Source organism: Flavobacterium hydrophilum (genome assembly GCF_003202405.1).
Taxonomy (GTDB): Bacteria; Bacteroidota; Bacteroidia; order Flavobacteriales; family Flavobacteriaceae; genus Flavobacterium; species Flavobacterium hydrophilum.
On the sequence record NZ_QJHL01000001.1, the window covers coordinates 1,906,626 to 1,923,705 of the forward strand.

15 protein-coding genes are annotated in these 17,080 nt (G+C 33.0%); 3 read left to right on the plus strand and 12 right to left on the minus strand.

Translation table 11 applies throughout. From position 1 onward, the window contains the following. Positions 1–680: 680 nt before the first annotated feature. From DMB68_RS07285 to DMB68_RS07295, 3 genes are all read left to right on the plus strand, one after another. Positions 681–1,211, plus strand: a complete 531-nt coding sequence (locus tag DMB68_RS07285) for an RNA polymerase sigma factor (RefSeq protein WP_110345947.1) — start codon at positions 681–683, stop codon at positions 1,209–1,211. Further along, positions 1,211–1,999 (plus strand): anti-sigma factor, encoded by a 789-nt coding sequence (locus tag DMB68_RS07290; protein WP_110345948.1) that lies wholly within the window; start codon positions 1,211–1,213, stop codon positions 1,997–1,999. Before DMB68_RS07285 ends, DMB68_RS07290 begins: the two co-directional genes overlap by 1 nt. A 340-nt stretch (positions 2,000–2,339) precedes the next feature. Beyond that, entirely contained in the window at positions 2,340–3,692 is a 1,353-nt protein-coding gene (locus DMB68_RS07295; RefSeq protein WP_110345949.1) for a pectate lyase family protein, read from the plus strand. Between the two features lie 79 nt (positions 3,693–3,771). Here the strand turns inward: DMB68_RS07295 and DMB68_RS07300 are convergent, their stop codons facing one another. From DMB68_RS07300 to DMB68_RS07355, 12 genes are all read right to left on the minus strand, one after another. After that, positions 3,772–4,941 carry a hypothetical protein gene (locus tag DMB68_RS07300; protein WP_110345950.1) on the minus strand — a complete coding sequence of 390 codons (1,170 nt, stop codon included), beginning with the start codon at positions 4,939–4,941 and terminating at the stop codon, positions 3,772–3,774. After that, positions 4,938–5,933 (minus strand): DUF2157 domain-containing protein, encoded by a 996-nt coding sequence (locus DMB68_RS07305; protein ID WP_110345951.1) that lies wholly within the window; start codon positions 5,931–5,933, stop codon positions 4,938–4,940. The genes DMB68_RS07300 and DMB68_RS07305 overlap by 4 nt, the downstream gene beginning before the upstream one ends. A 136-nt stretch (positions 5,934–6,069) precedes the next feature. Then, positions 6,070–7,350 (minus strand): argininosuccinate lyase, encoded by a 1,281-nt coding sequence (gene argH, locus DMB68_RS07310; protein ID WP_110345952.1) that lies wholly within the window; start codon positions 7,348–7,350, stop codon positions 6,070–6,072. Between the two features lie 228 nt (positions 7,351–7,578). Then, positions 7,579–8,649 (minus strand): M20 family metallo-hydrolase, encoded by a 1,071-nt coding sequence (locus DMB68_RS07315; protein ID WP_110345953.1) that lies wholly within the window; start codon positions 8,647–8,649, stop codon positions 7,579–7,581. A gap of 96 nt (positions 8,650–8,745) precedes the next feature. Then, a complete protein-coding gene (gene argB, locus DMB68_RS07320) occupies positions 8,746–9,522 on the minus strand; it encodes an acetylglutamate kinase (RefSeq protein WP_110345954.1) in 777 nt (258 codons plus the stop codon). 93 nt (positions 9,523–9,615) lie between these two features. Beyond that, positions 9,616–10,563, minus strand: coding sequence for an N-acetylornithine carbamoyltransferase (locus tag DMB68_RS07325; RefSeq protein ID WP_110345955.1), 948 nt, complete (start codon positions 10,561–10,563; stop codon positions 9,616–9,618). A 76-nt stretch (positions 10,564–10,639) separates the two neighbouring features. Further along, positions 10,640–11,401 carry a glutamate 5-kinase gene (gene proB, locus DMB68_RS07330; protein WP_110345956.1) on the minus strand — a complete coding sequence of 254 codons (762 nt, stop codon included), beginning with the start codon at positions 11,399–11,401 and terminating at the stop codon, positions 10,640–10,642. A 167-nt stretch (positions 11,402–11,568) separates the two neighbouring features. Further along, complete coding sequence (locus tag DMB68_RS07335; protein WP_110345957.1) at positions 11,569–12,765, minus strand: glutamate-5-semialdehyde dehydrogenase; 1,197 nt, start codon at positions 12,763–12,765, stop codon at positions 11,569–11,571. A 26-nt stretch (positions 12,766–12,791) separates the two neighbouring features. After that, on the minus strand, positions 12,792–13,931 hold the full coding sequence (locus DMB68_RS07340) for an aspartate aminotransferase family protein (protein ID WP_110345958.1): 1,140 nt from the start codon (positions 13,929–13,931) through the stop codon (positions 12,792–12,794). Positions 13,932–14,065: 134 nt separating this feature from the next. Continuing rightward, on the minus strand, positions 14,066–15,043 hold the full coding sequence (gene argC, locus DMB68_RS07345) for an N-acetyl-gamma-glutamyl-phosphate reductase (RefSeq protein WP_110345959.1): 978 nt from the start codon (positions 15,041–15,043) through the stop codon (positions 14,066–14,068). After that, positions 15,036–16,229, minus strand: coding sequence for an argininosuccinate synthase (locus DMB68_RS07350; protein ID WP_110345960.1), 1,194 nt, complete (start codon positions 16,227–16,229; stop codon positions 15,036–15,038). Before DMB68_RS07350 ends, argC begins: the two co-directional genes overlap by 8 nt. Before the next feature lie 64 nt (positions 16,230–16,293). After that, positions 16,294–16,932, minus strand: coding sequence for a GNAT family N-acetyltransferase (locus tag DMB68_RS07355; RefSeq protein WP_110345961.1), 639 nt, complete (start codon positions 16,930–16,932; stop codon positions 16,294–16,296). Positions 16,933–17,080: the final 148 nt, after the last annotated feature.

A 17,080-nucleotide genomic window follows, 5' to 3' on the forward strand; every position in this document is an offset into this window, starting at 1 on the left:
GCGTTAGGCTTCTACTTACAAACAAATCAAACCATGTAAAAACTTATATATCTTTATTTAAAAGTGTATTATTCTAAAAATCCTTAATAACCGGAAGGTCAAACAGTCCAGCCGTACTAAATAAACTGAACTGCTCTTCTTCCGTCCCCAATATCTTTATTTCTTTAATTAATGTTATCAATTTAACTTCGATATTTTTTCTAAAATAGTTGATGCTCCGGCAATGGACTGTATATAATTAAAAACACGTACATAAGTGATTCCCAAATAATGTGGTATTTAAAATTGGTAACCTTATCTAATTCATCTGCACGTGCGCAACTTTTAAATTATCAACTATTTCTTTTGGAAGTCCGAAGTCATCAACTATCAATATTTTTGAATTTAATTATCTTTTTTTTTTAAAACTTTTTTACTCATCCCAAAAATTAATTTTCAATATTTCTTTGCATTTTGCTATTAAAAACAAATTAACTTTTATGATATAATAGCATTTACGTAAAAAGAATGTTTATGGTTTTAAAAAAGTAAAAAAAAAGTGATTTTTTTTACAGTTCCTTATTTTATAAGGTCTCACAGACCTAAAAAAAATAAAAAAAGTAATAAAAAAATAAATTATCTTTATATCGAGGTACTAAAAAAGTAAATTAAATTTTGTTAAAACCTAAAAATCTAAATTTATGAGTCAGGAAGAATTATTAGTTTTAATCTACAAGAAAGATGAAAGAGCTTTTACCCACTTGTATGATATGTATTCCAAAAGTTTATTTTCGGTCATCAATGTTTTAATAAAAAACCGGGAAGAAGCCGAAGATGTTTTACAGGAAGTTTTCGTAAAAATCTGGAAAAATACCGATTCCTATAACGAAAATAAAGGCAGGTTTTACACCTGGATCCTTAATATAGCCCGAAATACTGCTATAGACAAACTCCGGTCTAAAAATTTTAATAACTCTCAAAAAAACCTTTCCTCCGATAATTTCGTACATCTATTAGACGACAATAACAAAATCAATAATAAAATTGACATCATTGGAATTCAGGAATTTGTAAAAAAACTAAAACCAAAATGTATCGAGATTATTGATTTGTTATTCTTTAAAGGATATACCCAGCAAGAAGCTTCAGAAGAATTGGCAATGCCACTGGGAACTATCAAAACACAAAACAGAAACTGTATTAATGATTTACGTAATTATCTAAAAATCTAATGGAAGCAAAAGAATATATAGAATCAGGAATTCTGGAACTTTATGTTTATGGTTTATTGACTGAAACTGAAAATCTGGAAATAGCCGAAGTAGCAAAAAAGAATCCCGAAGTTGATAATGAAATTATTTCGATTGAAAAAGCAATAGTCGCTTTATCATCAAGTTTTTCTCCATTTCATTCGGTAGCTAATTTCGAGAAGATAAAATCACGCTTAGAATTGAAGCACGGCAAAGTTCTCGAGATGAAACCTGCATCAAACCGTACACAATACATTGGTTGGGCTGCAGCGATATTATTACTGTTAGGTTTGGGGTATCAGACTTTAGAATTAACAAAAACAAAAGGCGCTATCACGACTGTCGGCAACGAAAAAGACAAAATCGAAAGAGAATTTGCTTATTTAGACAAACAAAATAAAGAAACGGAAAAAAGCCTGACAATCGTTAGGGATATTAAAAATACCGGGGTAACACTTGGTGGCCAGGCTGTTTCTCCAACATCATTTGCAAAAGTGTATTGGAACAAAGAAACCAAAACAACTTATATTGATGCTGCCGGTTTACCAAAACCTCCAAAAGGGAAAGTCTATCAGGTTTGGGCACTTAAATTAAGTCCTACGCTAACTCCTACGAGTATTGGTTTATTAAGTAATTTTGAAGGAAATAATCAAAAAATATTTGCAGTAGAACAGACGGTCTATGCAGAAGCGTTTGGAATTACATTAGAACCTGAAGGAGGAAGTTTATCTCCGACAATGGAACAATTATACACTTTAGGAAAAGTGTAATTCAACAAAATAAACTTTAAATCTAATCTTTCCATCCCTAAATTTTATTGATTTAGGGATTTTTTTATCTATCAGCTAAAGAAAATAAACAACAGTTCTTTACAGTAATTCTTCCAAAGAAATACACTACACTATTATAGTTTTAAGAAAAAAAGTCATTTAAAAATAGCCTATTCTTATAAATAGTGACATTAAGCCTATATTCACTTAAAAATCTACTCAAAATTTATAATTATTTTATAAAAATATTTGTTTTAAATTTTAATAAATTAAATTTGTGCAATCGATTACATTAACCACTTTGTAAAAAATTTTAACAAACTAAAATTAATTTTTTAAAATGAAAAAAACATTCCCCCTATTCTTTTTGCTACTGAGTTTATCAAGTCTTTTTGCTCAAAATTATTATATGTCAGCTCCTGAAGGCTTTGGTGTCGCTGCAACTGGAGGTGGAACTCCTACTGTTTCTAATACTATAACAGTTTCTACTTATACAGCTTTAAAGAATGCACTAAACTCAACTACGACTGCTAATTCAGTAATTTTGGTATCTGGTGTTATTGATTGTGTTTATACTAGTGTACAACTTAACAACAAAACAATTATTGGATTACCTGGGGCAAAACTTAGAAATACGCAGATAACTGTTGGTGATGTTACTTTATCAAAAAATAATTCCGGAATTCTTTATATAAAACCAAGTTCTAAAAATGTCATTATCCGAAACCTTATTTTTGAAGGCCCTGGAGCCTACGACGTTGATGGCCGAGACAATTTAACCAACGAAGGAACTGATGTATGGGTTGATCATTGTGAATTTCAAGACGGAATGGATGGTAATTTCGATAATAAAGGAGAAGCAGATAATGTAACTATTTCATGGTGTAAGTTTACTTATTTGAAAGCTCCAATACCAAGAAATACTACCGGTTTTAGTAATGATCATCGCTTTTCAAATTTAGTTGGTTCCGCTAAAGATGATTTTAATTCCGCTGATGGACGCTACAGCATTACTTTCAAAAATTGTTATTGGGCGGAAGGCTGTAAAGAAAGAATGCCAAGAGCGAGAAATGCCGAATTACATATCTTAAACTGTTATTACAAAACTTCAATTTCTGGATCTTTAGCCATTGGTTTAGGAGGCGGAAACAATAATACTACTTGTTATGTTGAGAATAGTAACTTTGAAACTATTGGTAGTGTTTATCAAAATTATTCAGGTGATGGTGGAACTGTAGGTGTTGCGTTTGATGGTTGTATTAATAGAGCTAATTCAGTTACCGGAATAGTTTCAAAACCGTCTTATACTTATACAGTACTTCCTGTAGCAGATGTAGCTACTTATGTTCCAAATGCAAGTTGTGGTGCAGGAGCTACGCTTCAGGTAACTTCATCCGGTGTAATATCAGCTTGTACTAATTTAGGAGTAAATGATAATGTAGCCAACTTAGACATTCAATATTTTCCAACAGTGATTAATAATATTTTAAATATTGAATTTTCAAGTATCGAAAATGGTAAAGCAGTTATAGAGATATTCTCTCCAAATGGTTCGAAAGTTTATACAACTTCTAAAAATGTTACTGGTAATGAAAAATTAGAAGTAAACATCGCCAATATTACAAGAGGAATTTATATTTGTAAAGTTCAAATTGAAAACAGAATTAAAACATTTAAAATTCTAAAAGGATAGTTTTACAAACTAATAATACAATTAAAAACAGCGGTAGAGTTTACCGCTGTTTTTTTTATAATAATATATACAGAAACTATTAAAAACTTCCTTCTGATCCTCCACCACTAAAACCTCCTCCACCAAATTCCATTGGAGATTCAGAAGGTTTAACTTCTGGCTTGATTCCGAATGTTGAAGCGATTATTAAAGCTTCGGTATTCAAAAATGTATTTGAATTTGAGATTCTGTCTGGTTTAAATGTTAATCCGCTTTCTTTTGTTTTAAGTTTCCTTATAAAAAAGAATGTAACTGCAAACATGATTAGTCCGCCTAATGTTAATGCAACTTCAATTGGTAAAACCGAATGATAAAACCGGAAGCTGTAAAATGAAAAAGCTATGGCAAGAAAACTAATCCAGAGCATAATTCTGTCTTTGTTTTGTAATGAATAAACAAGATATAAAACCGGAACAATAAAAGTAAAAGCCCAAAAGAAAAATGCAAACGGAATTTCCGGACTTATCTCATAATAACCTGCTGTCAAACTTGCTGATAATTCTCTAACTATTAAATAATTACCTGATAAATAAAACAAAATTAAACTGATACTTTTTATTAAAAGGATTCCATTGTAGTAATAAGATTCTGTTAGACCTGCAATCAATTTTCTGCATGAAAAATAAGTACTTGCAGCATAAAACATCATAAAAAAGGGCAAAATTGCCTGCCCTGCTTCCAAATATTCAAATATTGAATATCCAAGTGTTCCTGTAAATGCTAAATAAAAAATCAATGCCGATACTAAATGAATGTAACGCAAAAACATTATGAATGAAATTATGGCTACAATAATGCTAACCGGAAGCACTTCATTGAAATCTGCAACAATTGCAATTGCACAACCAAAACTTAATATAGTTCCCAAAACAAATGCATCATCTAATCCGTGATTGTGATAATCTTTTTGGGCCAAAAATTCAGATCCAAAAACGCCAATAATGCCAAAAATAAAAGGAAAAATTTCCCAGTAATGGTCAAGTCCTGAAATTCCTAAAAGCGATACAGCACTACATATTGAGGAATATAAAAATGATCCTAAAAGAAAGAAACCTATACGAACCAGAATATTTTTATGGCTATTTAGTCCCGGAAGTTCTTTTTTAATAAAGTCCAGTTGTTCTTTACTAATAAAACCAGCATTTTTTAACGAATCTGCTTCTTCAATCAAAACAGAATTTTCTAACTTAATTTTATCGAATACTATCATTTTGCAATTTCTTTATTGAAGTTTTTAATTAATTTTATAAACAAAACGATTGAACCTATAAAATATCCAGGAATAGCTAAAACGAATAGCATCCAAATATCCTGAAAATCTATATTCTCAAAAATCCTAAATAAGAAAACATTAATTCCGATATAGGCATAAAGAATCATAAAAACATATAGAGAAATGGCCTTCTGCTCATAACTTGCTTTATAAAAATAAAAACATGAAGCTGCAAGAACTGCAGAAAAAAGTAGCCATAAGCCATCATATTCGTTTACCATATTACTAATGGAAGCAATACTAATCATGTGCAATGCAAATGTTAGATAAATTAGATTAAAATGTGTTTTAAGAGAAATTTTTAAGCTGTAGATTGTCCATAAAATCAATAAACTACCCAGAATTATAGCAGAATAACTTAACTCCAGATGAGAATAGAAATCATTATGGAATAAATCCTGAGGCGTTACAGAAAAACCTACATAAGCAGCCAAACCCGTAATGGCAATAGTTAAGACGCTTTTGTTGTCAAAATAATATGCACAAATAAAACTGACAATTGTTGGCACTAATGTCGCTAAGCCATAATGTGTCCCAAAAGGCTTATATTGAAATTGCAAATAGCCAATAAAAATACAGGTTAGAATATTCGCAAGCAGCACCAGATATTCTAAAACAGGACTTTCAAAAGTAGTTTCTGATTTTTGGAATCCTTTTGAATTTTTAAAACAAAAGTAAAAGCAAACGATGGTAACAATTAATAACAAAGACAGAATGGCGACATGTCCAATAGTATCAATGTTTTCGTAAATCAAAATTCCAATTCCGGATGTAAAAAGCAAAACTGATAAATACAAAAACATTTTTAATTCAGCATTAAGCGAAAAAATACCCAAACTGCGATAATTTTTTATCTGAGTTAATTGTTCTTCTGTAATAAAATCTCTCTCAAATAATTTTTGAGTATGCTCTTCTTCAAATTCTCTCATATTTCAAAATAGTTTAAACTGATTCTCAAATTTATACTATTTAGGTTGAATTTTCTTAAATTCAAACAGATATAATCAAATAAAAAACCGATTTGTAAATTGATACAAATCGGTTTTCATAGTTTTAAAAATGAAATTAAAAAGCAACTTTCATCTTATCTTTTATATTTTCTAAACACAAATTATTGATACTTCCTTCGTGCGTGTGTTTGGTTTCTTTTGGAGATTTATACGTTCCGGCTTCCAATTGTTCGGCAACGGCTTTGTAAGCATCTCTAAATGGCATTCCATCAACCACCATTTCATTTAAAGTATCAACTGTAAACAAATAATCGTATTTTTTATCTTCTAAAATATGATCTTTTACGGTAATGTCTTTTATTGAAAAGATAGCAATATCCAGACATGCTTTCAGGTTTTGAATAGCAGGAAACAAACCTTCTTTTAAAAGCTGTAAATCTCTGTGATAACCGCTTGGAAGATTGTTTGTTATTAAAGTTATTTCATACGGAAGTGCCTGAATCTTATTGCATTTTCCTCTGATCAATTCAAAAACATCTGGATTTTTTTTGTGAGGCATGATGCTCGAGCCTGTTGTAAGATGCGCCGGAAGACCAATAAAATCAAAGTTCTGGCTCATATACAAACAAACATCCATGGCGAATTTTGATAAAGTTCCTGCCACACTTGTCATGGCAAAAGCTACTGTTTTTTCTGCTTTTCCACGGCTCATTTGTGCTGCAACGGCATTGTATTTTAAAGTTTCGAAACCTAATTCCTGAGTTGTAAATGTTCTGTTGATTGGGAATGAACTTCCGTAACCTGCCGCAGAGCCTAACGGATTCTGATCAACAATTTTTAAAGCAGCATTTAGCATTGTAATATCATCGATCAGACTTTCCGCATAAGCCGAAAACCACATTCCGAATGACGATGGCATTGCGATTTGCAAATGCGTGTATCCTGGTAATAATACATTTTGATGCTTTTCTGCAGATTCCATCAACAAATCAAAAAGTGTTTTTACCTGCTCTTTTATCGCTTTTAATTCATCTTTCAAATACAAATGAACATCTACTAAAACCTGATCGTTACGGGAACGCGCTGTGTGGATTTTTTTTCCAGCATCACCTAGTTTTACCGTTAATAAATACTCAATTTTAGAATGAACATCTTCAAAACTGTCTTCGATTTCAAAATTCCCAACCACAATGTCGGCAATGATGTCATTTAGAGCATCAACCAAAGAAGTGGTTTCTTCTGGGGTTAATAATCCTATTTGTCCCAGCATTTTGGCATGGGCGATTGATCCTAATGCATCGTATTTTGCCAAAACTAAATCCAGTTCACGGTCGTTTCCTACTGTAAATTGTTCGATTTGTTTATCGGTTGGTATTCCTTTTTCCCAAAGTTTCATAACTTAGATTTTTAGACTTTTTAGATAATTAGATTATTAGATTTCTTAGATTTTAGACTTTTAGATTATTCTCTTTGTCGAATCTTTGAAGTTATTTTCTAACTTATTTCTAATGTCATTGTTTATATTGATAGTATTCCTAGCCCCGATAGTAGTGGAAATCCTTTTGCTGGCTTCTTTAGACAGAAAAAGATTGTAACGGATAGCGGGAATAGCTCCTGAATAATTTTATAATTTAAAGAAATCGGTTAGTATTTTGATATACAAATCGACTCCTTCCTCTATTTCATTTACAAATATAAATTCGTCTGCTGAATGCGATCGTAGGGTTTCTCCTGGTCCTAATTTCAAGGACTGACAGCTTAAAACTGACTGATCAGAAAGCGTTGGAGACCCATAAGTTGTTCTTCCTAAAGCGATTCCGGCCTGAACCAGACCATGAGCTATTGGAATAGACGATGCATTTAAATGCATAGATCTTGGTTTCACTTCGGCATTTACATTGGCTGTAACTACTTCTAAAATTTCAGAATTAGTGTAGCAGTCGTTTACACGAATATCAACCACCAAGTCACATTCTGACGGCACCACATTATGCTGTTTCCCAGCGTTGATCTGGGTTACAGTCATTTTTACAGGACCTAAAACGTCTGAGATTTTATCGAATTTATAGTTTTTAAACCATTCCATTACCGGAATTGATTTGTATAAAGCATTATCATCGTTTTGATGTGCGGCGTGGCTCGCTGTTCCCTTTACTTTTACATCTAAAACTAAAAGACCTTTCTCTGCAATTGCTAACTGCATTAATGTTGGTTCGCCCACAATCGCACAATCCAGTTCCGGTAAATGTTTTAAAACGCTGTTTAATCCATTTTTCCCGCTGCTTTCCTCTTCTGCGGAAGCAACAATAACGATATTATGTGATAAATTTTGATTTTCGTAAAAATGTGCAAACGTCGCCAATAACGAAACCAGACATCCACCGGCATCATTACTTCCTAATCCGAAAAGCTTACCGTCTTTTTCAATTGCCTTGAAAGGATCATTTGTATAAGCCTGATTAGGTCGTACCGTATCGTGATGAGAATTTAGTAAAAGTGTTGGTTTGTTTTGATCGAAATATTTATTGAAAGCCCACACATTATTGTTTTCTCTTTTGAAAGGAATCTCATTTTGAGTGAACCAATTTTCTATTAAAAGAGCTGTTTGATCTTCTTCACTTGAAAATGAAGGGGTTTCAATCAGGTTTCTCAATAAATCAATTGCTTCCCAGGTAAGCGTTTCTATATTTTTCATTTTAATTAGGTACTGATACTATCCCGATAGCTATCGGGACTGAAATTCTAAGACTGCAAAAGTCTTGGTTTCTTTGAAACTTAGCAACTTTTTCTTTTATAAAGTAATCGTTGTATGCAGAACATCTGAATTTTGAAGCATTCTGTGATGCCCAATCTTAATTTTCTGCACACCTCGTGACAAACTATTGAAACAGTTATCCAATTTAGGAATCATTCCGGAATGGATTACTTTTTCTTCTTTCAGTTTATTGTACAATGCTTCGTTAATTTCCGTAATCACAGACGAATCATCTTCTGAATCCTGCAAAACACCTTGTTTTTCAAAACAGTATGTCAGGGTTACATCATAAACTTCAGATAATGCAATTGACAATTCACTTGCAATGGTATCTGCATTTGTATTTAATAACTGACCGTTTTTGTCGTGTGTAATTGCGCAGAAAACCGGTACAACTCCGGCTTCTAATAAAGTCGCCAGCAATTTTGTATTGACTTGCTTTACATCTCCCACAAATCCGTAATCGATAGTTGGGTGGTTTCTTTTTGTTGACTGAATTAAATTCCCATCAGCCCCAGAAAAACCAATTGCATTATTGTTTTTTGCCTGCAATTGTGCCACAACATGTTTGTTGATCTGACCAGCGTAAATCATGACCACAACATCCAGCATTGGAGCATCTGTGATTCGGCGTCCGTCAATCATCTGAGGAACCAATCCAATGCTCTGAGCCATTTTCGTAGCCGATTTTCCACCGCCGTGAACTAAAACTTTATATCCTTCAATGTTAGAAAAATCAGTTAAAAATTGTTCTAATTCAGTTGGATTGTCGATGATGTTTCCACCTATTTTTATTACTGTAACTTTATTCATGAGGTTCAAAGATTCAAAGAGACAAAGGGGCAAAGTTTAAGCACAGAATTTAACCTCTGAACCTTTGTAACTTTGTGCTTTTGCATCTAAAATTTACAATTTCTTTAGAATCTTCTGCAGCACTAATTGCGCAGAATACGTTCTGTTATTTGCTTGTTCAATTACGATTGAATTTTCACTGTCAATTACTTCATCGCTTACAATTACGTTACGACGAACCGGAAGACAATGCATGAATTTTCCGTTGTTGGTTAACGCCATTTTTTCGGCAGTAACTGTCCAGTTTGGATCACTGTTCGTTACTTTTCCGTAATCATTAAAATTACTCCAGTTTTTTACGTAGACAAAGTCCGCGTTTTCAAAAGCTTTATTTTGGTCGTATTCTATTTTGCAGTCCTTTGTAATTTCCGAGCTTAGCTCATAACCTTCAGGATGTGTAATTACAAAATCCATATCTTTTTGCATCTGCATCATTTCTACAAATGAATTGGCAACAGCCTGTGGCAAAGCTCTTGGATGCGGAGCCCACGAAAGTACTACTTTTGGTTTGTGCTTTGTTTTGAATTCTTCCATCGTAATCGCATCTGCTAATGACTGTAATGGATGACGCACAGCACTTTCCATATTTACGATTGGAACTGTGGCATGTTTTAAAAATCCTGAAATAACAGTTTCCGCATAATCTTTTTCTTTATCCAATAAACCTGCAAAAGCTCGGATAGCAATAATATCCCCATATTGAGAAACAACTTCTGCTGCTTCTTTAATGTGTTCTGAAGCACCTGAATTCATTACGGCACCGTCTTCAAATTCCAAAGTCCAGCCTTCGCTGCCAAAGTTCATCACCATAACATTCATTCCTAAATTCATGGCCGCCTTTTGTGTACTTAAACGAGTTCTCAGACTAGAATTGAAGAACAACATTATTAAGGTTTTATTCTTTCCCAGTTTCTTGTTCTTGAGCGGATTTTTTTTGATTTTGATCGCGCTTTTTACCCATTTTGATAATGAGTCGATATCTTTTATTGAGATGTAGTTCATTTTTTAATTAATTAGTTAATGTGATAATTCAATAATTTAGATAATTGTGACATTATCTAATTATCTGATTGACACATTATATTATTTTTGTAAAAGGAATTTCGTTCTTTAGTGCTTTCAAAATAAAATTATCATTTAGTCCATTGACTATCCAGGTTTCAATATTGGCTGCTTTTGCAATTCCGGCAGCTTCAATTTTCGACTGCATTCCTCCTGTTCCGTGTGATGATTTTGAATCTCCGATTTCTTTTTCTAAAAGTTTCAAATCGCTTACCAGTTTAATAGTTTCAGGAACTTCATTATGAATTGATTCTTTGGTATAAATTCCGTTTGTATTGGTTGCAATTATCAGTATATCAACATTTAGCAGCTCTGCAGTCAAAGCGGCTAGTTTGTCATTATCTCCAAATTTAATCTCATCAGTTGCTACAGTATCATTTTCATTAATTATTGGTATATAATTGTTTTTTACTAATACATTAATCGTATTTACAATATTGTCTTTGGATTGTTGTTTCTCAAAATCAGAATAAGAGAGCAGGCATTGTGAAATATGCAGTCCTAAATCACTGAAATTTTCATGATAAATACGCATCAAATGAGGCTGACCAATAGATGCGAGAGCCTGTTTTACAAACACATCTTTATCATTATTATCCAGCTTCACAAATTGTTTAGCTGCAGCAATCGCTCCTGAACTGACAATAATAAATTCATATTTGTCTTGTAAAGCTGCAATCTGCATACCAATATCCTCAATTTTTCCCCGCGAAATATGATTGGTTTCTTTGGTTAAAGTATTACTTCCTATTTTTAATAAAATCCTTTTTTTTGCCATGTCTTGTTTTTTAACCGCAAAGGGCGCAAGGTTTTTAATGTTGTTTGTGTTTACAAAACGCTAAGTTCGCAAGCTAAATCTTTAAATAAATTCCAATAATCTGAAATCAAAAATCGTTAATCATCAATCTAAAATTCTAAGAAGTCTAACAATCTAAGAAAGTCTAACTATCTAATCTGCCCTTCTCCGTACACATACCATTTATTGGTCACCAGATGCTGTAAACCAATTGGTCCTCTTTGGTGCAATTTATCAGTACTGATCGCTAACTCTCCACCTAATCCAAATTGTCCACCATCCGTAAAACGGGTTGAAGCATTATGGTACACAGAAGAAGCGTCAACATTATCCATAAATTCCTGTGCCAAAGCTTCATTTTCAGTAATGATAGAAGCCGAATGACCTCCACAATATTTATTGATTTTGGCAATTGCTTCGTAATTTGAATTTATCGTTCCGATTACAATTTTATAATCTAAAAACTCTTCATACCAAATTAAATCATTTTCAATAGCAGGAACTCCTGTTGCTTTTGCAAAAGCCTCATCTCCTAAAACAGTAACTTTAAATTTCTCTAATTCTGTAACCAACTGTTTAGCAAACACTTCCCAATTTGGCAAATTCGTATCAATTAATACTTTATCCAAAGCATTACAAACTGATATGTTTGATGTTTTTCCGTTAATAATAATTACCATTGCCTTTTCTAAATCGGCATCTTCATTAACATAAACGAAATTATTTCCGCGACCACTTACAATTACAGGACAAGTAGCATGTTTTTTGGTAAATTCAATCAGTTTTTCACCACCTCGAGGTACAATCAAATCTACTTTTTGTGTTGGTTTTTCAAGAAATTCCTGTGTCTGAACTCTGTCATAATTCAAGTATTCAACCCAATCGGTTGAAACTCCATTGTTTTCCAATGCCTGATGCCAAAGGCTTACAATTTTCTGATTGGAAAGCAAGGATTCTTTACCGCCTTTCAAAAGAATTTTATTTCCCGATTTAAATGCAATTCCTCCCGCTTCTACAGTTACGTCCGGACGAGATTCATATATAATTAAAATAGTTCCAAAAGCAGCTGTTTTATTGCTGATTTTCATTCCGTTTTCATGAGTGAAAGTAAAACGAACCTGCCCTACCGGATCTTCCTGGCTCGCTAATTGCTGCAGGGAAAGAATCATACCATTTACTTTAGCATCATCTACCAGCAGACGCTTTTCCATTGCCAGATCTTCACCCGAATAATTGGATAAATCATGTTGGTTGATGCTTTTAAGTGATTCTCTTTCCTGCTCTAATAAACTCGCCATTGTAGTTAAAACAGCATTCCTTTTTTCGATTGGAAGTATTGTATTCATTGTTATAAATATTTAGCCAATGACAATTAATTTTTAAGCTCTTGTAAACTTTCTTTTAAAGCTTTTACAAACGTATCGATATCCGCTTTTTTCACTGTTAAAGGCGGTAAAATTCTTAATAGATTTTTGTTGTTTGCACTTCCTGTAAAAATGTGTTTTTCGATAATTAATTTCTTTCTTAAAGCAGCCACATCAAAATCAAACTCTACTCCCAGTATCAAGCCTTTTCCTTTTATTTGTTTGATCCCTTCAACTTCTTTAATTTTTTCTAAGAAATATTCGTAAACGTCGTTTACATTTTTTTGTAAATCAAGCTTTTCAATTACATCTAAAACTGCAATTGACGCTGCACAAGACAAGTGGCTTCCGCCGAAAGTAGTACCTAACAAACCGAAACTTGCTTCAAATTTTGGAGAAATCAAGATCGCTCCAACCGGGAAGCCGTTCCCCATTCCTTTTGCAACTGAAATAATATCAGCATTGATTCCGTGGTGTTGGAAAGCGAAAAATTTACCGCTTCTTCCGTATCCTGACTGTACTTCGTCTAAAATCAAAACAACATCGTGTTTTTTACACGCTTTTTCTAAAGCCTGAAAAAACTCAGTTGTTCCCTGATCCAAACCTCCAACTCCCTGAATTCCTTCAATAATTACAGCTGTAACATCGCCTTTTGTTAATTCAGCTTCAACCAATTCTATTTTATTTAAAGGTAAGAAAGTCACTTCCTGCTGTGCATTTATTGGCGCAACAATTTTTTTGTTATCAGTAACCGCAACTGCAGCAGAAGTTCTTCCGTGAAAAGAATTATGAAATGCCACAACTCTTGATTTTCCATTATGGAAAGAAGCTAATTTCAATGCATTTTCGTTTGCTTCAGCACCAGAACTGCACAAAAACAATTCGTAATCTTCTAAGCCAGAAAGTTTTCCTAATTTCTGAGCTAATTCTACCTGTAAAGGATTCTGAATTGCATTCGAATAAAAGCCTAAATGATCTAATTGATTTTTAAGTTTTGCTACATAATCCGGCTGTGTATGTCCGATGGAAATTACACCATGTCCGCTATATAGGTCTAAATATTCTACTCCTTTGTCATCAATAATTGTACAATCAATTGCTTTTACCGGAGTGATATCGTATAATGGGTAAACGTTGAATAAGTTCATTTTTGTTTTGTTTATTTTGTTTCAGGTTTCACATTTCAAGTTAACTTGTAACGTGAAACCTGAAATTAGTTTATGTTTCTTTATATTTTTTCAGGTTACATAAAAACGTGAAACCTGAAACTTGAAACTAAAAATTAAAATCCGCTTGGTTTCAAATGTAAACCAGTGGTTTCTTCTAATCCGAACATTAAATTCATGTTTTGAATCGCTTGTCCTGAAGCACCTTTGGTTAAGTTATCGATAATTGATGTTATGAGAACCCGGTTTCCTTTTTTCAATAAACTAATGATGCATTTATTCGTCTGAACCACTTGTTTCATGTTTATATTGGTTGTTGTAACAGTTACAAAAGGTTCGTTTTTATAGAACTCTTCATATTTAGCAACCAATTGTTCCAAACTATCATCGCATAATGTGTACAGCGTTGCAAAAATTCCTCTTGGAAAATCTCCTCTGTTTGGAATAAAAAGCAATTCGCTGTCAAAATCATCCTGCAGCTGAACCAGGCTTTCTGAAATTTCTCCTAAATGCTGGTGTTCAAAAGCTTTGTAATGCGAAAAATTATTGTTTCTCCAGCTAAAATGAGAAGTTTCTGAAAGACTTACTCCTGCTCCTGTACTTCCTGTTGTAGCATTGATGTGAACATCATTATTTAGTAAGTTATGTTTCGCTAAAGGCAATAATGCCAATTGAATTGCCGTTGCAAAACATCCCGGATTAGCTATAAAATCTGCTTTTTTAATTTCAGATTTATTTATTTCAGGTAATCCATAAACGAAATCTTTTCCTTCGAAATGTGCGTCTTTATTCAATCTGAAATCATTTCCTAAATCAATGATTTTAGTATGACCTCCAAACTGATTTTCCTTTAAAAAAGAAATTGATTTACCGTGACCCAAACATAAAAAAACAACATTTACCTCTGGATTGATTTTATCCGTAAAATTCATTTCAATATCGCCCATCAAATCGTGGTGCGCTACTGAAAGCGGCTTTCCGGCATTCGTTGTACTATAAACAAAATCGATGTTTACATTTGGGTGATACATTAAAATTCTGATGAGTTCTCCGGCTGTGTAGCCTGAACCACCAATAATTCCGATATTAATCATGATCTAAATGATTTACAGATGAAAATATGTTTTGTGCATTTCCAAGAATTTTAATAAATCCTTTTGCATCGTCAGATGTCCAGGCATTATTCATTTCACCGTATTGACCAAAACCTGTGTTCATTAAATCATTTTTAGATTCGATTCCGTCAAGTGAAAAATGATATGGTTTTAAAGAAACGGTTACAGTTCCATTTACTGTCTTTTGAGTGTCCTGAAGAAAAGTCTCGATGTTTCTCATCACCGGATCTAAAAACTGACCTTCGTGAAATAACATTCCGTACCAGTTCCCTAACTGCTCTTTCCAGTATTGCTGCCATTTTCCAAGCGTATGTTTCTCTAACAAATGATGTGCTTTGATGATAATTAAAGGTGCAGCAGCTTCAAAACCAACTCTTCCTTTAATTCCGATAATGGTATCACCTACGTGAATGTCTCTACCAATTGCGTAAGCATTTGCCAGTTTTTCAAGTTTTACAATATTTTTCTCAGGAGCATCTTTTTTACCGTTTAATGCCACTAATTCTCCTTGTTCAAAATGCAAAGTCACTTTTTCTTCACCTTCTTTTTGCAATTGCGAAGGATATGCTTCACTTGGCAATGGCTGGCTTGAAGTTAAAGTTTCTTTTCCTCCAACACTCGTTCCCCAAAGTCCCTTATTAATCGAATATTGTGCTTTTTCCCAAGAGTAATGCACTCCGTTTTGAGCTAAATAATCTACTTCTTCTTGTCTTGAAAGTTTCAAATCTCTAATTGGAGTAATGATTTCGATTTCCGGAGCAATGGTTTGGAAAATTAAATCAAAACGAATCTGATCGTTTCCTGCACCTGTACTTCCATGTGCGATAGCACTTGCTCCTACTTTTTTAGCATATTTTATAGCTTCAATTGCCTGAAAAACACGCTCTGCACTTACAGATAATGGATAGGTATTGTTTTTTAATACGTTTCCGAAAATCAAATATTTTATAGCTTTATCATAATATTTGTCTACGATTGTCAGGTTGGCATGTTGCGCACTTCCTAATTCGTAAGCTCTTTTTTCAATAGCTGATAATTCTTCTGCATCGAATCCTCCTGTGTCTACAAGAACAGTATGAACTTCGTATCCTTTTTCATTTTTTAAATATTTCAAACAATACGAGGTATCTAATCCTCCGCTATAAGCTAATACTACTTTTTTCATTTTTTATAATTTAGGCTAATACTTTCGTATGTAGCAGTTTGAGATTTCTTTTTTAATTAATTGTTTAAGTAAATAAAACAGACAATAATTTATTTAAAAATAAAGCCTGTTTAATTTTTTTAAGTCTGCTTAAAACAGCTTCATTAAAAGGATGTCTAGGCGGATCTTTTGGTTTGTCTTTAGGATCATATAGCATACCTGTACAAAGACACATTTTATTTTCTTTACTCTGTAAAATTTGAAAATTAGTGCATGTTTTACAGCCAGCCCAGAAGCTGGGATCAGTAGTCAATTCAGAGAAAGGAACCGGTTTATACCCCAAATCAGAATTGATTTTCATTACTGCAAGTCCGGTTGTTATACCAAATATTTTTGCTTCAGGGTATTTTTTCAAAGAATATTCAAAAACTTTTGATTTAATCTTTTTAGCCAAACCCAGATTTCTGTAATCCGGATGTACAATCAAGCCGGAATGTGCCACGAATTTTCCGTGCTGCCAACTTTCGATATAGCAAAACCCTGCAAATTTTCCGTCTGCCAGAGCAATCATTGCGTCACCATTTGACATTTTTTTCTGAATATATTCAGGAGTCCTTTTAGCAATCCCTGTACCTCTTAACAAGGCAGATGATTCTATCGTATCGCAAATTTCCTGTGCGAATTTGAAGTGTTCTTCCTGAGTTACAACAATAGAGATCTTCATTTCAATAGTTGAAGTTTAGCGTTAAATATTAAAACGTATTGTTTGGTTTGAAATCCAAAAACAGAGCTAATAAAATCAGACACAATAGAAGTAATATCCTCAAAATCAAAAAATTGATTCAGAAAATTTTTAAAAAAATAAATACTTT